This is a genomic window from Varibaculum sp., from assembly GCF_008661855.1.
GTDB classification, from domain to species: domain Bacteria; phylum Actinomycetota; class Actinomycetes; order Actinomycetales; family Actinomycetaceae; genus Varibaculum; species Varibaculum timonense_A.
The window spans coordinates 92,953-110,528 of sequence record NZ_RPZY01000027.1 but is presented as its reverse complement, the minus strand read 5'-3'; the positions used below and the strand labels follow the sequence as shown (position 1 = coordinate 110,528).

Annotated in this window: 14 protein-coding genes and 1 pseudogene; 12 read left to right on the top strand and 3 right to left on the bottom strand. The window is 49.0% G+C overall.

What is annotated here, in order from left to right; translation table 11 throughout:
* The first annotated feature begins 33 nt into the window (after positions 1-33).
* Positions 34-1,494, top strand: coding sequence for an amidophosphoribosyltransferase (gene purF / locus QZT94_RS03590; RefSeq protein ID WP_270625837.1), 1,461 nt, complete (start codon positions 34-36; stop codon positions 1,492-1,494).
* Here purF and QZT94_RS03585 read toward each other — a convergent pair.
* A complete protein-coding gene (locus QZT94_RS03585) occupies positions 1,478-2,419 on the bottom strand; it encodes a DMT family transporter (protein WP_270625835.1) in 942 nt (313 codons plus the stop codon). The two genes, purF and QZT94_RS03585, sit on opposite strands and share 17 nt — an antisense overlap.
* 274 nt (positions 2,420-2,693) lie before the next feature.
* Here QZT94_RS03585 and pyrB point away from each other — a divergent pair, with 274 nt between their 5' ends.
* Positions 2,694-3,740, top strand: coding sequence for an aspartate carbamoyltransferase (gene pyrB, locus QZT94_RS03580; RefSeq protein WP_072509831.1), 1,047 nt, complete (start codon positions 2,694-2,696; stop codon positions 3,738-3,740).
* A gap of 230 nt (positions 3,741-3,970) precedes the next feature.
* Here the strand turns inward: pyrB and QZT94_RS03575 are convergent.
* Positions 3,971-5,455: pseudogene (locus QZT94_RS03575) on the bottom strand (DUF1846 domain-containing protein).
* Positions 5,456-5,676: 221 nt separating this feature from the next.
* Here QZT94_RS03575 and QZT94_RS03570 point away from each other — a divergent pair.
* Both QZT94_RS03570 and QZT94_RS03565 read left to right on the top strand, forming a co-directional pair.
* Positions 5,677-6,495, top strand: coding sequence for a Nif3-like dinuclear metal center hexameric protein (locus tag QZT94_RS03570; protein ID WP_296762412.1), 819 nt, complete (start codon positions 5,677-5,679; stop codon positions 6,493-6,495).
* Between the two features lie 15 nt (positions 6,496-6,510).
* Positions 6,511-7,242, top strand: coding sequence for a hypothetical protein (locus tag QZT94_RS03565; RefSeq protein ID WP_072509612.1), 732 nt, complete (start codon positions 6,511-6,513; stop codon positions 7,240-7,242).
* 27 nt (positions 7,243-7,269) lie between these two features.
* Here the strand turns inward: QZT94_RS03565 and gdhA are convergent, their stop codons facing one another.
* Positions 7,270-8,607, bottom strand: a complete 1,338-nt coding sequence (gdhA, locus tag QZT94_RS03560) for an NADP-specific glutamate dehydrogenase (protein WP_072509613.1) — start codon at positions 8,605-8,607, stop codon at positions 7,270-7,272.
* Positions 8,608-8,864: 257 nt separating this feature from the next.
* On the opposite strand from gdhA, the gene uvrC reads away from it, so the two are divergent.
* The 8 genes from uvrC (at position 8,865) to secG (ending at position 17,543) form a co-directional block, all read left to right on the top strand.
* Positions 8,865-10,826, top strand: coding sequence for an excinuclease ABC subunit UvrC (gene uvrC / locus QZT94_RS03555; RefSeq protein WP_296773170.1), 1,962 nt, complete (start codon positions 8,865-8,867; stop codon positions 10,824-10,826).
* A gap of 29 nt (positions 10,827-10,855) precedes the next feature.
* The gene (gene rapZ / locus QZT94_RS03550; RefSeq protein WP_072509615.1) at positions 10,856-11,806 is read left to right on the top strand and encodes an RNase adapter RapZ; all 951 of its coding nucleotides are present in this window, start codon (positions 10,856-10,858) and stop codon (positions 11,804-11,806) included.
* On the top strand, positions 11,803-12,801 hold the full coding sequence (gene yvcK / locus QZT94_RS03545) for a uridine diphosphate-N-acetylglucosamine-binding protein YvcK (RefSeq protein ID WP_270625822.1): 999 nt from the start codon (positions 11,803-11,805) through the stop codon (positions 12,799-12,801). The genes rapZ and yvcK overlap by 4 nt, the downstream gene beginning before the upstream one ends.
* A 76-nt stretch (positions 12,802-12,877) precedes the next feature.
* The gene (whiA, locus tag QZT94_RS03540; protein WP_296762405.1) at positions 12,878-13,858 is read left to right on the top strand and encodes a DNA-binding protein WhiA; all 981 of its coding nucleotides are present in this window, start codon (positions 12,878-12,880) and stop codon (positions 13,856-13,858) included.
* Positions 13,859-14,074: 216 nt separating this feature from the next.
* A complete protein-coding gene (gene gap, locus QZT94_RS03535; protein ID WP_072509618.1) occupies positions 14,075-15,082 on the top strand; it encodes a type I glyceraldehyde-3-phosphate dehydrogenase in 1,008 nt (335 codons plus the stop codon).
* Positions 15,083-15,195: 113 nt separating this feature from the next.
* A complete protein-coding gene (locus QZT94_RS03530) occupies positions 15,196-16,392 on the top strand; it encodes a phosphoglycerate kinase (RefSeq protein WP_270625820.1) in 1,197 nt (398 codons plus the stop codon).
* Between the two features lie 2 nt (positions 16,393-16,394).
* Positions 16,395-17,168: a triose-phosphate isomerase gene (gene tpiA, locus QZT94_RS03525; RefSeq protein WP_072509620.1), complete on the top strand. Its 774-nt coding sequence runs from the start codon at positions 16,395-16,397 to the stop codon at positions 17,166-17,168.
* A 126-nt stretch (positions 17,169-17,294) separates the two neighbouring features.
* Positions 17,295-17,543: a preprotein translocase subunit SecG gene (gene secG / locus QZT94_RS03520; RefSeq protein WP_270625819.1), complete on the top strand. Its 249-nt coding sequence runs from the start codon at positions 17,295-17,297 to the stop codon at positions 17,541-17,543.
* Positions 17,544-17,576 lie beyond the last annotated feature (33 nt).

Below are 17,576 nucleotides of genomic sequence, written 5' to 3'. Positions count from 1 at the left end.
GCTTAGGGTTTTTAATTATTTAGGAGGACGAGCTTGCAGGCACAAACGGTAACTAACCTGGGAGAAGAATGCGGGGTTTTCGGAGTATATGGTTCTCCCGATGCCTCTAGTCTTGTTTATTACGGACTGCACGCCCTCCAGCACCGCGGTCAAGAAGGAGCCGGTATAGCGGTCTCCGATGGCGAAACTATCCGAGTTAAAAAAGCCAAAGGGCTGGTAACCGAAGTTTTTGATGACCCTAAGCGCCTCACTAAACTGAGTGGTTCGCGCGGGATTGGCCATGTGCGGTATTCAACCTCTGGAAATAACTGGTCTTGCAATCTACAGCCCTTTGTGTTCCATCTCCATCAAGGCAATATTGCTTTAGCACATAATGGAAACCTGGTAAATTCTCCGCAGCTTAAAGCGCAGCTAGAGCAGCAAGGCTCTATCTTTAACTCCAACTCAGATTCGGAAGTTCTTATGCATTTAATAATGCATGAACAAGGCACCTTCTATGAAAAATTATGTGCAGCCTTGAATAAACTGCGGGGCGGATTCACCTACCTGATTATGACCGATGACACCATGTACGGAATTGTGGATCCGCACTGTCTGCGTCCTTTAGTAATTGGGAAGATGAAGACTCGGGGAGGCTGGGTTTTAGCCAGTGAGAGTTGCGCTCTAGATTTGATTGGGGCTGATTTCTACCGGGATTTGCGCGGTGGGGAAATCGCTATTATCAACGAGGACGGTCTTAAGATTAAGCGCTACTGCGAGGAACAAGATACTTGCGTTGCCGCCATGGAATATATTTATTTCGCTAGACCAGATTCCAATATTTTGGGGAAAAATGTTCATGCGGTGCGTAAACAGTGCGGGATGGCCCTCGCTAAAGAACAGCCCACACCGGGCGCGGATATTGTAATCGGCGTTCCTAACTCCTCACTTTCTGCCGCCTCGGGCTATGCGGAAGCTGCACACCTGCCCTATGAAATGGGATTAATAAAGAACCAGTACGTGACTCGCACTTTTATTCAACCAAAGCAATCATTGCGGGAAAAGGGCGTATTGATGAAGCTGTCTGCGGTCAAAGGAATCGTAGAAGGTAAATCCGTAGTGATGGTTGATGACTCGATTGTGCGTGGCACTACCTCTAGAAGAATCGTGAAACTGTTAAAAGATGCTGGGGCTCGCGAGGTACATGTGCGGATTGCTTCCCCTGAGTTTATTTTTCCTAGTTTCTACGGTATTGATGTTTCTAATTCCGCTGAACTAATCAGTGCCCATATGGATGTCGATGAACTGGGTGCCCATTTGGGAGCAGATTCTCTGGCGTACCTGTCGGTTGCGGGTCTGGTTGAATCGGTAGGTTTGAATCTTCCCGGACCTTATGGTGGTTTGTGTATGGATTCATTTGCCGGGCATTACCCGGCGGGTCTTGGTAGCTACGAGGAAGAATACCTTGAAACTATGACGAAGATTCAAAGCGACTTTTCTAATAAGTCTCGCTAGTTTTCTTCCGGGTTAAGCGAATCTTATCGCGCGCCTGCCAGGCGGGGATTAGCTCGGTTGTTAGCATTGCCACCAGCACTAAAGCGCCCCCGATAAGCATTCTCGAAGTCACGTCCTCGCCGCCGAAGAATACCGCAAAGAAAGCGGCAAACACCGGTTCCATGGTCATAACTACCGCGGCTTTAGTAGGACGTAGCTGACTTTGTGCCCAAGTTTGCAAGATAAGGGCGCCGATAGCGGCAAACACTACTGTGTAGGCGATTGCCACCCACGCCGAAACAGTATGGGGCAAAGTTATACCGAATGGGAGCGCCGCGAGGGGACAAAATAAGCCTAAAGCGATTAGCTGTACCGCCGCTAAGGTTAAGGGGTTATCTCTCGTAGCCCAGCGAGCCGTCAACACGATATGTAATGAAAAGAGAATCGCCCCGATTAAGGTGATTGTTTCCCCAATCCCGATTGATAGCCCCTTCAGACTCAATACCATCAATCCTGCCAGGGCGATTATGGCGGCCGCCAAGTTTACCGGTTTGATTTTTTCGCGGAAAAGTAACCATACCAGCAGGGGAGTGAGCACCACATATAGACCGGTAATAAACCCTACTACCGATGCATCGGCGCTCTCTAACCCTTTGGTTTGAAAAATCTGGGCACTGGCATAGACAAAACCTAAGCCGAAGCCGTGAATCCAGGTTTCTTTGGGGGCGCGGCGCAGGCGGGAAAAGAAACATATTCCAACCAGAATTCCTGAGGCTAAGAAGCGAATCGCTAGGAACGATAAGGTGCTCATATCGCTTAAGAGGTCTTTAATCAAGAAAAAGGTGGATCCCCAAACAGTGGTCGCAACTAGCAGCGCACATACCGCTAAACTTTGTCGATAGTAGCGGTTAAGTCCCTTAAAATAAACCTGGTTGGATTTAATCATCACTCGATTCTAGAGCCGCCCTCGTAAGGAATTCTATTTGGAACGGTGTGTACTCTAGCACCCCCTAGAAATCGGGCAGGTAGCTGGGGCTGGCTATCAGAGCACCTCAAGCGAGAGCTGGTTATTTTATGCTATTCTTCCCTTCAGGTAAACGTTAGGAGAGTGATGGAAACCAGGAAGCTATCGCATCTAACTGGTGTTCCTATTCCCAATTCAAACCCGCTGTGGCGGGGTATTTTTTTATCAAAAACTATTAACAGGAAAGGGCGTAAATATGCAGGATCACTATGATTTTCCGCGTTTTGGAGTAGGGCAACATCTGATCTCGGTGTCTCAGTTCGATCACGAGAATCTGCAAGAGTTCTTTGACCTAGCCGAGTTTTTGCGTCCTATTGCGCAGCGTAAACAAATTTGTACCGTACTTGATGGGGCGGTTCTTTGCTCCCTGTTCTTTGAGCCTTCTACCCGTACCCGCCTTTCTTTTGAATCTGCTTTTTTGCGTCTCGGGGGAGAAGTCGAAACCACTACCGGTTTCACTTTTTCTTCTATGGCTAAAGGGGAATCAATCGCCGATACCTCGCGCGTGGTGTCCGGGTTCACCGATGTTTTAGTAGTTCGCCACCCCGATGCTGGTTCGGTAGCTGAGTTTGCCCGCCACTCTATAGTGCCGGTACTGAATGCGGGAGATGGTTCTGGCGAGCATCCCTCTCAGGCGTTATTAGATGTGTTCACGATGCGCAAGGAACTCGATAAAAGAGGTAAGAGCCTGGATGGCTGCACTATCGCTATCATGGGTGATTTAAAGTACGGTCGCACTGTTCATTCCCTAATGAAACTAATGAGCCTCTATGAGAATGTCACCTTTAGGCTGTTTTCTCCTCCCTCCCTGGAACTACCGGGACAAATTGCTGACTATGCTACTAAACGGGGAGGACGAGTAGTTACCTGTGGCACTCAGATTGAGGCTTTAGAGGGCGCAGATACGGTTTACGCTACCCGAGTCCAACGCGAACGGATGACTGAAGAACTGGCGAAATCAAAACAGCTGCAAGGCTGCTTACTCGATAAAGCCATGCTTGAACAAGCGGGTGTTGCCCAAGATATTATTATCTGTCACCCGCTGCCTCGTGATTCGCGTCCTAATGCGCTAGATCTTTCAACTGACGTGGACTGTTTGCCCGGTCTGTCGATTTTTAAGCAAACAGATAATGGGGTTCTGGTACGGATGGCAATGTTCCTAACCACTATGGGGGTAGGTAAACAGTTGGTGCAAGCAAAAACCAAGCAAAAAATCTGGAAAGTAACTCCCGAGGAAGAATAGTCAGTTATTTAGCTGTCTATCAGTTAGCTTTTCGGTCAGGGCTTTTAGAGCGAGCCAGGATAGGTAGCTAGGTTATTATTGTCTACTCTGCTAATAGATTTTTCGTTATAAATTTTTCGCCTCAGAGAGTGCAAGTAGTGGCATAAACGTTTATCGGGGTTGAGTAAACTTGGTTTACTCAACCCCGATACTAACTAAGAGCGATTTACCTATGGATTGCTTCCCGAACCTTACTTCTTGAATAGGGTTTTGCGGGCATAAACCGGCTCAGAGGTTACTTGCAATCCCAATTGGCGGAAAATGTGGGTATCGACTGAACCGAGAATCGTGGTGGTGTGGACTTCGCAACCTCTAAGATTAACCAGTTGCTCTAGAGCTTTGCGCGCATTTTCATCGGTATCGGCAGAAACTGAAAGCGCAATCAAGACTTCATCGGTATGCAGACGGGGATTTTGCGCACCCAAATGGTCAACCTTTAGGGTTTGAATCGGCTTAATTGAAGTCGGCGCAAGTAATTGAACCTTATTGTCGATTCCGGCCAGCAGTTTCAGAGCATTTAATAGCATAGCCGAGCAGCACCCCAATAGAGGAGAGGTTTTACCCATCACAATCGTGCCATCACTAAGCTGCATAGCGGCTGCGGGAGCGCCAGTTTCGGACTCTAAACTAAGAGATGGATGTACCACAGTGCGGTAATCCTTGGTGATTCCCAGTTTTGCCATGGTCATGGCAATGCGGTGAGATTCAATTGGATCAGCCTGGGAAGCGGCTTCAGTACCTAAAGCGTGATAGTAACGCCGTACTACCTCTTGCTTTGCTGCCTCCTGGCAGACTAAATCGTCACTTATGCAAAAACCAGCCATATTAACGCCCATATCGGTTGGGGACTGATAGGGGCAAGAACCGGCTAACTGCTGTAGCAAGGAACGTAGCAGTGGAAACACTTCCACATCGCGGTTATAGTTCACTGCCTGTTTTCCATATGCCTGCAAATGGAAAGGATCAATCATGTTTACGTCATCAAGGTCAGCGGTGGCGGCTTCATAGGCAAGATTGACCGGGTGATCTAGGGGAAGATTCCAAATCGGGAAAGTTTCAAACTTGGCGTAACCAGCTTTTATGCCCCGTTTATATTCGTGGTATATCTGGGAAAGACAGGTTGCTAGCTTTCCGGAACCAGGTCCGGGAGCGGTCACCACCACCAAATCCCGGGTAGTTTCGATATAGTCATTTCGTCCTAGCCCGTCCTCGGAAACAATCAAATCCGTGTTCGAGGGATAACCGGGGATTGTGCGGTGGCGAGCAACCTTTAACCCGGAACGTTGCAGCCGCTCTTTAAATAAACTTGCGATATGGTTATCGTCCTCCATCTGGGTAAGGACAATGTTTTCCACCAAAAACCCGCGCTACCGAAATACGTCCACGAGACGGAAAACGTCTTGTTCATAGGGAATGCCTAAATCTGCTCGCATCTTTTTGCGGCTGAGGTCTTTAGCATTAATCGCGATAACGATTTCCATTTCGTCCCGGAGTCTTTCCAGCATCGAAATTTTGTTATCAGGAGTGAAACCAGGAAGAACCCGGGAGGCATGGAAATCGTCAAATAGTTTGCCCCCCATCTCTAAATAGAGTTTGCCGCCTATCTGCTGGCGACGTTCATCAATATGCTTCGATTGCGAAGAAATATAACGTTCAGAATCAAAACCAATTCGCATTGGAGCCCTTTCATATCCTAAATCCTGTGGGGGATACAAGCGCCCTTACCCATAATAGTAGGTGAACCCCGAAGCGTTAAACCCTGAGGAAAAACAAAGAACTAGGAGCTAGATTTGCCTAAAATGACGGATGTTTAAGGACAGGGGAATATCGCAAGTAAATATCAGGGTCAAGCGCGGTGGTGGATTTGCGCGCCTAAAATCTCGATTAGTATCAAGATGTGAGCGTAGAGTTAAACGAAATAATTAGGCTACTTCAGGAAATATATCCGCCCGAGTTAGCTGAAGAATGGGATCGGGTAGGTCTAATCACTGGTCACCTCGATTCAAAAATAGATAAAGTGCTGGTGGCAGTAGACCCGGTAGCAACAGTTGTAGATCAGGCAATCGCATTGGGAGCTCAGCTGATTGTTACCCATCATCCGCTGTATCTAAGAGGAACCTCTTTTGTGGCAGCCACCAACCCCAAAGGCGTTTTGGTGCATCGGCTAATCGAAAATGGGATAGCACTTTTTAACGCCCACACTAACGCTGATTCCGCCAACGGGGGAGTAGCTGATTGTTTAGCGCGCGCCGTAGGTCTTACGAAAACTCGCCCTCTGCTTCCTGTCAGTGAAAATACTGGAAGTGGTCGGATTGGGAAACTTCCTCAGGCTATGACTCTGGGAGACTTTGCGAAACAGGTATCGTCCCGATTACCCAAGTGTCCAGCGGGGATATTAGTAGGTGGCGACCTAGATGCCTCGGTAGAAACGGTAGCCGTTAGCGGTGGCAGTGGAGATTCTTTTCTGAGCGCTGCCCGCGAAAAGGGTGCTGATGTCTATATTTGTGCGGATTTGCGCCACCATCCTGCCTCAGAACATCTAGAAGCGGGAAAGCCTTACCTGATTTGTGCAACTCATTGGGCCAGTGAATGGCCGTGGGTACCCCAATGTTCCCAAATACTTAAAGAAAGTTTTCCCTCTCAACTGGAAGTTATTGCCTCAACCATTTGCACCGATCCGTGGACTAAGCGGATTCTATCTGAAGAACAAGACTAATAGAAAGGAGATTTGATGGAAGCTCCCTGGAAAGATCAACTGGCATTACTGGATTTGCAAGAGCTAGACACGAAAATTACCAAGCTGGTTTCGCGGCGAAAAAAGCTGCCCCAATTAGCGAGGCTAACAGAACTAACTGAAAGCAATAAACAGCTGGCAGCTAAACTAACTGAGCTTTCAACGCTGAAAACCGATAAGAAACGGGCAATCAGCGCCTTAGAAAATGAGGTAGCCGGGATTGAGACTCGCCGAAAAACCCAGCAAAATCGGCTAGATAGCGGGCAGGGCTCACCAAAAGAGTTGCTGAGATTGCAAACAGAAATCCAGCAAATGAATAAGCGCGTAGAGGATTTAGAGGGACAGTTAATCCTCGTAATGAGCGAAGTTGAACAGTTGGACGCTGTTGAGCAAAAAATCTCTAAGCGACAAGCAGAATACGCTCAGGAAACCATCAGTCTGAAGGAAGAAGTTGAAGGGGAAAACTCTCAAATAGGAGAGGAACTAAAGGAGTTAGAAAACCAGCGTAAGCAGCGAGTAGCCGGCATCGATAGCGATTTATTAGATTTATACGAGAATATAAAGTTGCAAACCGGTGGGGTAGGGGCAATAAAAGTTGTTGCCGGATGTCCCGTTGGTTACAATCTCTCGTTCTCAGTAGCCGAGACTGCGCGCTTGCGGGCAGCTAAACCAGAAGAAGTTATTACCTCCGAGGACGAAGGTTATCTGCTGATTCGCTGCCCGCAGTAGTCGCTATTCGCTTATTTAGCTGAGGATTTAGACGATGCCCTGTTCCGTCATGGCATGGGCGACTTTCAGGAAGCTGTTGATATTAGCTCCAATCACATAATTGCCGGCATGTCCATATTCTTCGGCGGTCTGGGCGCATTCATCATGAATGTTGTGCATGATTTTCGTTAGCTCCGTTTCAACCTTTTCAAAGCTCCAGGAGGAACGAGCAGCGTTTTGGCTCATTTCCAAAGCCGAGGTTGCTACCCCGCCGGCATTTGCGGCTTTGCCGGGAGCAAAAAGCACCCCGGAGTCTTGGAACAAACTGGTGGCGTTGGGGGTACAAGGCATATTTGCGCCCTCTGCTACCACTTTTACGCCGCCATCAAGGAGCCGTTTAGCATCCTGGGAAGTCAATTCATTTTGAGTTGCGCAAGGTAGAGCCACCGTTCCCCCGACTGCCCAAGGCTTAGAACCAGAATGATAGGTGACCCCAGCTTTACGGTTAGCGTAATCAGTCAAACGTCCCCGCTCGACCTCTTTAACCTGTTTCAACAGTTCAACGTCGATACCGTCCTCATCCAGCACCCAACCGGACGAATCCGAAACGGTAACCACTTTTGCACCCAGCTGCTCAGCTTTCTCAGCTGCATAAATTGCGACGTTACCAGCACCGGAAATCATGACCCGCTGCCCTTCCAAATCCATGCCCCGGGTTTGCAACATACGCTGCGCAAATAGTACCGTGCCATAACCGGTAGCCTCGGTGCGGGTTTGGGAACCACCCCAAGATAGGGATTTTCCGGTGAGAACCCCGGTCTCGAAACGGTTGGTCAGACGCTTATACATCCCGAATAGGTAGCCGATTTCACGTCCTCCTACCCCGATGTCACCAGCGGGAATGTCGGTGTTTTCGCCAATGTGACGGTAAAGCTCAGTCATGAACTGTTGGCAAAAACGCATAACTTCGGTGTCGGAGCGTCCGTGGGGATCAAAGTCAGATCCGCCCTTGCCGCCTCCGATACCTTGCCCAGTTAGAGCATTTTTGAAAATCTGTTCAAAGCCCAAGAACTTTAGGATTGAACGATTCACGGAACGGTGGAAACGCAGACCGCCCTTATATGGTCCTAGAGCTGAGTTGAACTCAATGCGATATCCCCGGTTTACCTGCACCTCTCCATTGTCATCAACCCAGGGAACCCGGAACAGAATCTGGCGTTCAGGCTCAACTAAACGGTCAAGCAGCTTAGTTTCTGCAAACTCGGGATGTTTTTCTACCGCCGGCCCTATCGATTCCAGAATTTCCCTAACTGCCTGGTGAAACTCGGGTTCATTGGGGTTACGGTCTAGGACTTCGTTATAAACCTCTTCCACAACACTGCTCATAGTGGCTCCTCGCTGTCTATTAACCTCATTCTCCTTATCCGAACGAGGTACGCTACTTCTTTAGGTTTTCATTTTCCGACGAAACGTTACCACTGCAATCCACATTTTGACTAAAGCGTTAAATAATTTTACCTTTCTCACAATTTAGAGGAAGGATGGTTCGGTCAGAGCCTGCTATTGATAGCTCGGTATTTTCTGATGAAGACTGCAGAAAACCCGTGGTTAAATAGTTTGTCACTGCCGGGTATCCTTTAACTATGGCTGATTGCGTACCTTACCGCCCTGCTCCGGGTGATATTCCTACCAGCCCTGGGGTATATAGATTTTTAGATAAAAACGGTCGGGTTATCTATGTGGGAAAAGCAATTAACCTGCGCAATCGGTTAGCAAACTATTTCCAGCCGCTTGATTCTTTACATCCCCGTACCCGGAAAATGGTCACCACCGCTGTCGGGGTTAAATGGATAACGGTAGCTAATGAGCTAGAGGCACTTTCGCTGGAATACTCCTGGATAAAAGAGTTTGCTCCGCGTTTTAATGTGATGTTTCGCGACGATAAATCCTATCCGTACCTGGCGCTCACGATGGCAGAAGAATATCCTCGCATTCACATTACTCGAGAGAGGAAACGCGCGAACACCTGTTATTTTGGTCCCTACACCCAGGTATGGGCAGTTCGCGAAACCATGGACTTACTGCGCAAAGCATTTCCTTTACGTTCCTGCACTAAGGGAGTATTCAACCGCTCTCAAGCACTCGGACGTCCCTGCCTAGAAGGTTATATCGATAAATGCGCCGCTCCCTGCGTGGGACGGATCAGCTCGACTAAGTATAGCCACTTAGCCGAGCAAGTGAGAGCGTTTTTAGATGGAAAAACGGAGCCGATTACCTCTCAATTGCGTCAAGAGATGAGCGAAGCGGCCGCTAGGCTTGACTATGAACAGGCAGCGAAAACTCGTGATCAGCTCCGCGCCCTCGAAACAGTGAGAGAAAAAAACGCGGTGGTCTTGGATGAAAGTATTGACGCTGATGTATTTGCTTTCGCTAAAGATGAACTCGAAATGATTATGCAGGTTTTTTACGTGCGAGCTGGCAGAATCAGGGGAGAGCGCGGCTGGGTAGTAGACACTTCAGAAAATACTGAGCTACCGGAAATGTTAGAGGCTTTCCTAGAGCAAGTTTACGGCGAATATCAAGCAATGGATGGCCAAATTGCCCCCGCAATGAGCGTTGATGATATCGCACATACCCCAATCCAGGCGATTCCGGCACAGGTGTTAATGCCGCTTCTGCCAGCTCATTCGCCGGTGCTGGCGGCTTGGCTAAGCCAAATACGGGGGAAAAAGGTAGAAATTAAGGTACCCCGGCGGGGAGCGAAGTATTCTTTAATGCAAACCGCTGCGGAAAATGCCCAGCAATCATTACGCCTGCATAAAAGTAAACGGGTAGGGGATTTGACTCAGCGTTCTGAAGCCTTGCGGCAGCTGCAAGAATATTTGGACTTACCAGAAGCTCCCTTACGAATAGAAGGCTACGATATTTCCCATACCCAAGGAACTAACCAGGTAGGGTCAATGGTTGTTTTCGAGGACGGAGCGCCCTTAAAACGCGCCTATCGCACCTTTAATATCAAAACCACCCCCGATGATTCTTCAGACGACACTAAAGCTATGAATGAAGTGCTTACCCGGCGCTTCCTGCGCCTAAAACAAGAAGAACAAGAGGCACAAGATGAGCTTAATAGCGCTGAAAGCCCTAAAGATTTAAAGTCGAGACGTTTTTCCTATCCTCCCGATTTAGTGGTTGTTGATGGAGGCGCTCCCCAGGTTAATGCCGCCCATAAGGCATTATTAGAGGTAGGAGCAAATGTGAGCGTTATCGGTTTAGCGAAACGCCTGGAAGAAGTTTGGATTCCCGGCAGTGATTTTCCGGTAATTTTGCCCCGTACCTCACCGGCTCTGTACCTATTACAGTATTTGCGTGATGAATCCCATCGTTTTGCTATCGGTGCTCACCGAAAGAAACGCGGAAAATCGGTGCGCCGCTCAGCTCTCGATAAAGTCCCCGGTCTGGGGAAGGTACGTCAAAAAGCACTGTTGCAGCACTTTGGTTCGCTAAAACGTTTAAAGGCAGCAACCATAGAGGAAATAGCCGAGGTCGAGGGAATCGGTTCGGCAATAGCCAAACAGATATTTCAATCTTTTGCCGATAGCCGGTAAGGCTGGCATCTTCGTAGCATACTTAAAACATGAATGAAGATTTTCACTACCAATCGTCTCCGCCAACCGTACCTGAAGGTGTTCCTCTTTTGGACGAGGCGGCACCCCCTAGAAATGCCCATGTGCCCGAGATGATAATCATTACCGGTATGTCAGGGGCAGGGCGTTCCCGGGCTGGTCAGGCGCTTGAAGATCTTGATTGGTATGTGGTTGATAATCTCCCTCCCGCAATGCTTTTGCCATTTGCCGACATGATGACCCCACAGGGAGAAGGCATCCATCGTTTGGCGGCGATAGTGGATGTGCGTAGCGGAGATTTATTCTCTAAGTTTCAACGAGCCCTAGATGAGCTTTCGCTTAGGAATATTCGCTACCAGTTGGTGTTTTTAGATGCCGATGAAGGGGTATTGGTGCGCCGCTATGAATCGAACCGGCGTCCTCATCCGCTCCAGGGAGGAGGACGAATTCTTGACGGAATTCGCTTAGAGCGACAGATATTAGCTCCTATCCGAGCCCGTGCCGATGCCCTAATTGATACCACTAATATGAATGTGCATGATTTGAACCGACATATGCGCGATGTAGTAGCCGGTGAGGGTGAACGCCCGATGAAGCTCACCGTAATGTCTTTCGGTTTTAAGAACGGTATTCCTCTGGACGCGGATTGGGTATGCGACGTGCGCTTTTTAGCTAATCCCTATTGGGTTAGTGAGCTGAGACATTTAACCGGGCGTGACGAGCCGGTAGCGAAATATGTTCTCGAACAAGCCGGAGCCGAGGACTTTGTTAATAATATAGTGAATATGCTCACCCCTATTTTTGAGGGGTATTTAACAGAGCTAAAACCCTTTGTTACTATCGCGGTTGGCTGTACCGGCGGACAGCATCGTTCAGTAGCTTTAGCTGAAAGAATCAGTGAACTTTTCCGCCTCCAAGGATTACCGGTTCGTACCGTACACAGAGATATGGGGTTGGAATGAGGACGCTACTAGATTCCGATGGTTGGGTAACCAGAGGGCAAGCTGGGCCAAAAATTGTGGCACTGGGGGGCGGTCATGGTCTGTCTGCTACCTTGCGCGCCTTACGACATATAACTCGCGAACTTACCGCTGTGGTTACCGTAGCTGATGATGGGGGTTCTTCGGGGCGTTTACGCAAAGAACTGGGGGTGCTTCCTCCCGGGGACTTACGGATGGCGCTAGCGGCTCTATGTGACGATACTGATTGGGGATTGACTTGGCGGGATGCTATGCAGCATCGTTTCAGCTCTGATGGTCCTTTAGATAACCATGCGCTTGGAAACCTGTTAATCGTCACCATGTGGGATTTGTTAGGCGATGTGGTGGAGGGTCTTGATTGGGTGGCAAGATTGCTCAACTGCTCAGGCAAAGTATTGCCCATGTGTGCAGAGCCAATGGAAATTGAAGCAGACTTGGTGCGCGCAGGGAAAAAACGCACTGTTTATGGGCAAGCTAAAGCTGCCAAAGCTCCCGGAAAAGTAGTTGATGTTCGTCTTAGCCCGGTTCACCCGAAAATTTGTCCTCAAACTATTAAAGCGATTGGTCAGGCAGAGGGGATTGTGCTCGGGCCTGGTTCCTGGTTTACCTCGGTGATTCCGCATTTGCTGGTACCCGAGCTTGCCGAGGCCTTGCAAACATCACCAGCTGGAAAAGTGATGGTGATGAATTTGCAACCCCATACCGATGAAACCGAGGATTTGACGGTCTCGGGACATATTGAGGCTTTCCGTCATTTTGCGCCTGACTTGAAAATTGATGTCATCATAGTTGATCCCACCGCTATAGAAGATGACGATAATTTGGAACGCGCTGCGGATTTGGTAGGTGCAAAACTAATTATGCGTCAGGTGAGGGCGGGTTCGGCCTCGGAAAAACACGACCCCTTGCGCCTGGCAGCTGCCCTCAGAGATGCCTTTGACGGATACCTGTCAGAAGTGGGAGTTTTCGAGCTTTAGTTACAATATTGGCTAGTTAAAAGAAAAACTCGATGGCATTAAAATAGCTGAAATTTGGCGGCGAAAGGAAGAGTAAATGTCTTTGACCTCAGATATAAAAGATGAGCTAGCGGAAAAAATCCTCGCTAAGCAGTCTGAGGCGCAGGCGCAAACCGCCAGCATCTTGCGGTTTGCGGGCGGTATTCACCTGATTAATCGCAGCATCGTTGTAGAGGTGGAAGTAGACAATGTTGCGGTAATGCAAAACCTGGTTACGTGTCTACAGCAGCTGTTCGACGCCAACCCGGATGTGGTGCGGGTAGGGGCTAGCGGGATTCGCTGTGATGATCGCTATGTGGTGCGGGTAGTGGAAAATGCTGCTACTTTAGCTCGCCTAACCGGTTTAATTGATCGTGCAGGTCGGCCGGTACGTGGACTGTCTCCCCGACTGGTATCGGGCGCTTTGGAGGTTTCAAAGGCTACCTGGCGAGGGGCGTTTATGGCACGTGGTTCCCTGGCGCAGCCCGGACGATCCGGATCTTTAGAGATAACCTGCCCCGGTCCAGAAGCGGCTTTAGCGCTGGTAGGAGCGGCCCGTCGCCTCGGGGTAAATGCCAAATCCCGGCAAGTTCGAGGTTTAGACCGAGTGGTGGTTCGCGACGGGGAACAAATCTCAAAACTTTTGGAGGTTATGGGAGCAAGCCGGGCACAAGCCGTATGGGATAAGAATCGGCAAACCAATCAAGTGCGAGGTTCAGTTAATCGCTTAGCGAATTTTGATGATGCGAATTTACGTCGCAGCGCCCGAGCAGCGGTAGCAGCGGGAGCGAGGGTGCGTCGAGCCTTTGAAATTTTGGGAGAGGATATTCCCGCTCATCTTTTACAAGCCGGCAGGTTGCGACTTCAATATAAGGAAGCTTCCCTAGAGGAGCTGGGGCAGAAGGCAAATCCGCCCTTGACTAAAGATGCAGTCGCCGGTCGGATTAGGCGTCTGCTGGCAATGGCGGATAAGGCTGCTCGCGAGCAGGGAATCCCCTCTACCCAGGCAGCAGTCGATGAAGACGATGGGCTTATCTAGGGCGGATTCTAACTATCGCGTAGCTATTCGAAAAAGATTGCTAAATAACGACAATAGACCTAAGCGTAAATCAGGCATTCCGTGTAGAGTGGTCTTTAAGAGGACGGCTCAAGATGATCGTCCCCAGGGCTAAGGCTGCCCGGGTTTCCAGGCGGCGGTAAGCTCTGACCAGTAAGCAGACTCCGCTGGTTAAACCAGCAGTTCAGGAGGATAACAGTGACCATTCGCGTTGGAATCAATGGCTTTGGCCGTATTGGCCGTAACTTCTTCCGGGCCGTTCGTGCTCAGGGCGCTGATATTGAAGTTGTAGCCGTAAATGACCTAACCGATAATAAAACCCTTGCTCACCTGCTAAAATATGACTCTATTTTGGGTCGTCTAGATGCAGAAGTAACTTATGACGAAGAATCTATCACCGTTGGTGATCACCGGATTGTTACCTTTGAAGAGCGCGATCCTGCCAACCTACCTTGGAGTAAAGTTGGAGCAGATATCGTAATCGAATCTACCGGTTTCTTCACTGACGCTACCAAGGCAAAAGCTCACCTAGAGGGCGGGGCAAAGAAAGTTATTATTTCCGCTCCTGGCAAGAATGTTGATGCCACTTTCGTAATGGGTGTAAACCACACTGATTACGATCCTGAAAAGCACACCGTTATTTCTAACGCCTCTTGTACCACTAACTGCCTTGCTCCGATGGCAAAGGTGCTCAATGACAAGTTTGGGATTGAACGTGGTTTGATGACCACTATTCACGCCTACACTGGCGATCAGCGTCTGCATGATGCTCCGCACAAGGATTTGCGTCGCGCTCGTGCTGCTGCTCTGAACATTGTTCCTACCACCACTGGTGCTGCTAAAGCGGTTGCTCTGGTATTGCCGGAACTAAAGGGCAAGCTGGACGGCTATGCTCTGCGCGTGCCGGTACCGACCGGTTCGGTAACCGACCTAACCTTTACCCCCTCCAAGCCCTGCACAGCGGAAGAAATTAATGCCGCTATGAAAGAGGCTGCCGAGGGTGAACTAAAGGGCGTGCTGGCTTACTCGAACGATGAACCGCTAGTATCTACTGACATTGTTACTGATCCGCACACCTCGATTTTCGATTCCGCTTTGACTAAGGTAATCGACGGTCAGGTCAAGGTAGTTTCTTGGTATGACAATGAATGGGGCTACTCCAATTCCCTAGTTAGCTTGACTAAACTGGTTGGAGAGAACCTGTAAATAATAATGCGAACTGACGCTTAAGTTGTGCCCGCCTGCCTGTTTCAGGTAGGCGGGCACAACTTGATGCCGGTGTTCATTCAGCATTTAACCGCAGAAAGGTATAGCAAATAATGGCGCTACGAGATATTAAGTCCCTAGGAGATATTGCCGGTAAAAAAGTCCTGGTGCGCTCCGATTTTAATGTGCCGCTAAAGGACGGCAAGATTACTGATGATGGGCGGATTCGCGCCGCTCTTCCCACTTTAAAAACCCTGATAGAGGCAAAAGCTAAGGTGCTAGTAATGGCGCATCTTGGACGTCCTAAAGGTCAGGTGAATCCGGAGTTTTCGTTGGCGCCGGTAGCGAAACGGCTGGGGGAACTGCTGGGGCAAGATGTTGCTTTAGCTAAAGACACTGTTGGTGAGGACGCTCAACAGCTGGCTTCTGTTTTGGAAGACGGTCAGGTTGTACTGCTAGAGAATGTGCGTTTTGATTCCCGAGAGAATTCCAAGGACGATAGTGAGCGTGAGGCTTTAGCTAAAGAATATGCGCAGCTGGCTGATTGCTTCGTATCTGATGGTTTCGGGGTGGTTCACCGCAAACAGGCTTCGGTTTACGATGTAGCGAAGTTGTTACCATCAGCTGCCGGATATTTAGTTAATAAAGAAATTGAGTCTTTACGGCGGGCAACTGATAATCCGGAACGTCCCTATGGGGTAATCCTGGGTGGTTCCAAAGTCTCTGACAAGCTGGGGGTAATTGCGAATCTACTTGAAAAGGCAGATTTCCTGGCGATTGGCGGGGGGATGGCTTACACGTTCCTAGCTGCTAAAGGCTACGAGGTAGGTACTTCGCTACTGGAAACTGACCAGATTGAGACGGTCAAAGGCTATATCCAAAAAGCAGCCGAACGGGGAGTAGACCTCTTGTTGCCGGTAGATACCCTGGTAGCACCAGAGTTTTCTGCTGATGCCCCGGCTACTTTGGTTGATTGTGACGCTATTCCCAGCGATCAGATGGGACTAGATATTGGTTCAAAGACCGCTCAGCTATTTGCCGATAAGATTCGTTCCGCCAAGACGGTTGCTTGGAACGGTCCGATGGGGGTCTTTGAATTTGAGGCTTTCAGCTCTGGTACCAAGGCAGTTGCGCAAGCTCTTGCTGATTCTGATTGCTTTAGCGTAATTGGTGGGGGAGACTCCGCAGCCGCAGTTCGTACCCTGGGATTTGATGAAAATAAGTTTAGCCATATCTCTACCGGTGGCGGAGCTTCTTTGGAACTATTGGAAGGCAAGACCCTGCCGGGGATTGCCGTATTGGAGGATTAATTATGACTCGTACCCCACTGCTAGCAGGCAACTGGAAAATGAATATGAACCACCTAGAGGCAACTCGTCTGGTTCAAGAACTTGCTTTAGATTTGCAAGATCATCATTTTGACTACCATAACGATGTGGTAGTGGTTCCGCCCTTTACCGATATTCGTTCGGTACAAACCGTGGTGGAATCCGACAACCTGAAGATTACTTACGGAGCGCAAGATGTTTCCGTACACGAATCCGGTGCCTACACCGGTGAAATCGCCGCTTCGATGCTAACTAAACTGGGCTGCTCCTGGGTGGTTGTCGGTCACTCTGAAAGACGGGAATATCATAACGAAAGTGATGAGCTCGTTGGGCAGAAAGCTCAGGTGGCTTTAGAAGCTGGTATGACCCCAATTATCTGTTGTGGGGAAGGACTAGAGGTTCGTAAAGCCGGTGAGCATGTAAATCATGTTGTAAAACAAATTGAAGGCGCATATCAAGGCATTTCTGCTGATGATGCGGTTAATACCGTAGTTGCTTATGAACCTATTTGGGCTATTGGCACCGGTGAAACCGCTACGCCCGAGGATGCCGAAGAGGTTTGTGCAGCAATTCGAGAAAAACTCTCGCAGCTATATTCAGCCGATGTTGCCGAGTCGATTCGCGTTCTTTACGGAGGATCCGTTAAATCGGCGAACGTAGCTGAAATCATGGCTAAACCTAATGTAGATGGTGCTTTGGTTGGCGGAGCCTCTCTGAAAGCCGAGGAATTCTCCAAGATAGTTCGCTTTGATGGCTAGCATTTTACTAGGTAATTCAATCCGCTTTCAGCGGTGAAGTTCCTAACTATTGGCGGCGGGTCACAATAGACCCGCCGCCAATAGGTTATAGTAGTCAGTAAACATACTTATTGGGAGAAGAATTTAGTGCAAACCGTAATTGAAATCATTGCTGAAGTAGTGCTGGTACTATCCAGTTTGTTTCTGATTCTTACCATTTTGATGCATAAAGGATCAGGCGGGGGTCTGTCTGATATGTTCGGTGGCGGTCTTTCCTCCAGCGCCGGCTCATCTGGGGTGGCAATGCGTAACCTGAACCGGATAACTGTCGTTACCGCAGTTGTTTGGTTAATCAGCGTAATTGTTTTGGGCTTATTACCTCGTATGTTTGCGTAGCTCCATCTTCAGGTCATGGCTTAACCGATAGCA

Bases quoted from the DNA above. Each gene is read 5' to 3' on its own strand.
- QZT94_RS03585 (WP_270625835.1), bottom strand. From the start codon at position 2,419: ATGATTAAATCCAACCAGGTTTATTTTAAGGGACTTAACCGCTACTAT.
- pyrB (WP_072509831.1), top strand. From the start codon at position 2,694: ATGCAGGATCACTATGATTTTCCGCGTTTTGGAGTAGGGCAACATCTG.
- QZT94_RS03565 (WP_072509612.1), top strand. From the start codon at position 6,511: ATGGAAGCTCCCTGGAAAGATCAACTGGCATTACTGGATTTGCAAGAG.
- gdhA (WP_072509613.1), bottom strand. From the start codon at position 8,607: ATGAGCAGTGTTGTGGAAGAGGTTTATAACGAAGTCCTAGACCGTAAC.
- uvrC (WP_296773170.1), top strand. From the start codon at position 8,865: ATGGCTGATTGCGTACCTTACCGCCCTGCTCCGGGTGATATTCCTACC.
- rapZ (WP_072509615.1), top strand. From the start codon at position 10,856: ATGAATGAAGATTTTCACTACCAATCGTCTCCGCCAACCGTACCTGAA.
- yvcK (WP_270625822.1), top strand. From the start codon at position 11,803: ATGAGGACGCTACTAGATTCCGATGGTTGGGTAACCAGAGGGCAAGCT.
- whiA (WP_296762405.1), top strand. From the start codon at position 12,878: ATGTCTTTGACCTCAGATATAAAAGATGAGCTAGCGGAAAAAATCCTC.
- QZT94_RS03530 (WP_270625820.1), top strand. From the start codon at position 15,196: ATGGCGCTACGAGATATTAAGTCCCTAGGAGATATTGCCGGTAAAAAA.
- tpiA (WP_072509620.1), top strand. From the start codon at position 16,395: ATGACTCGTACCCCACTGCTAGCAGGCAACTGGAAAATGAATATGAAC.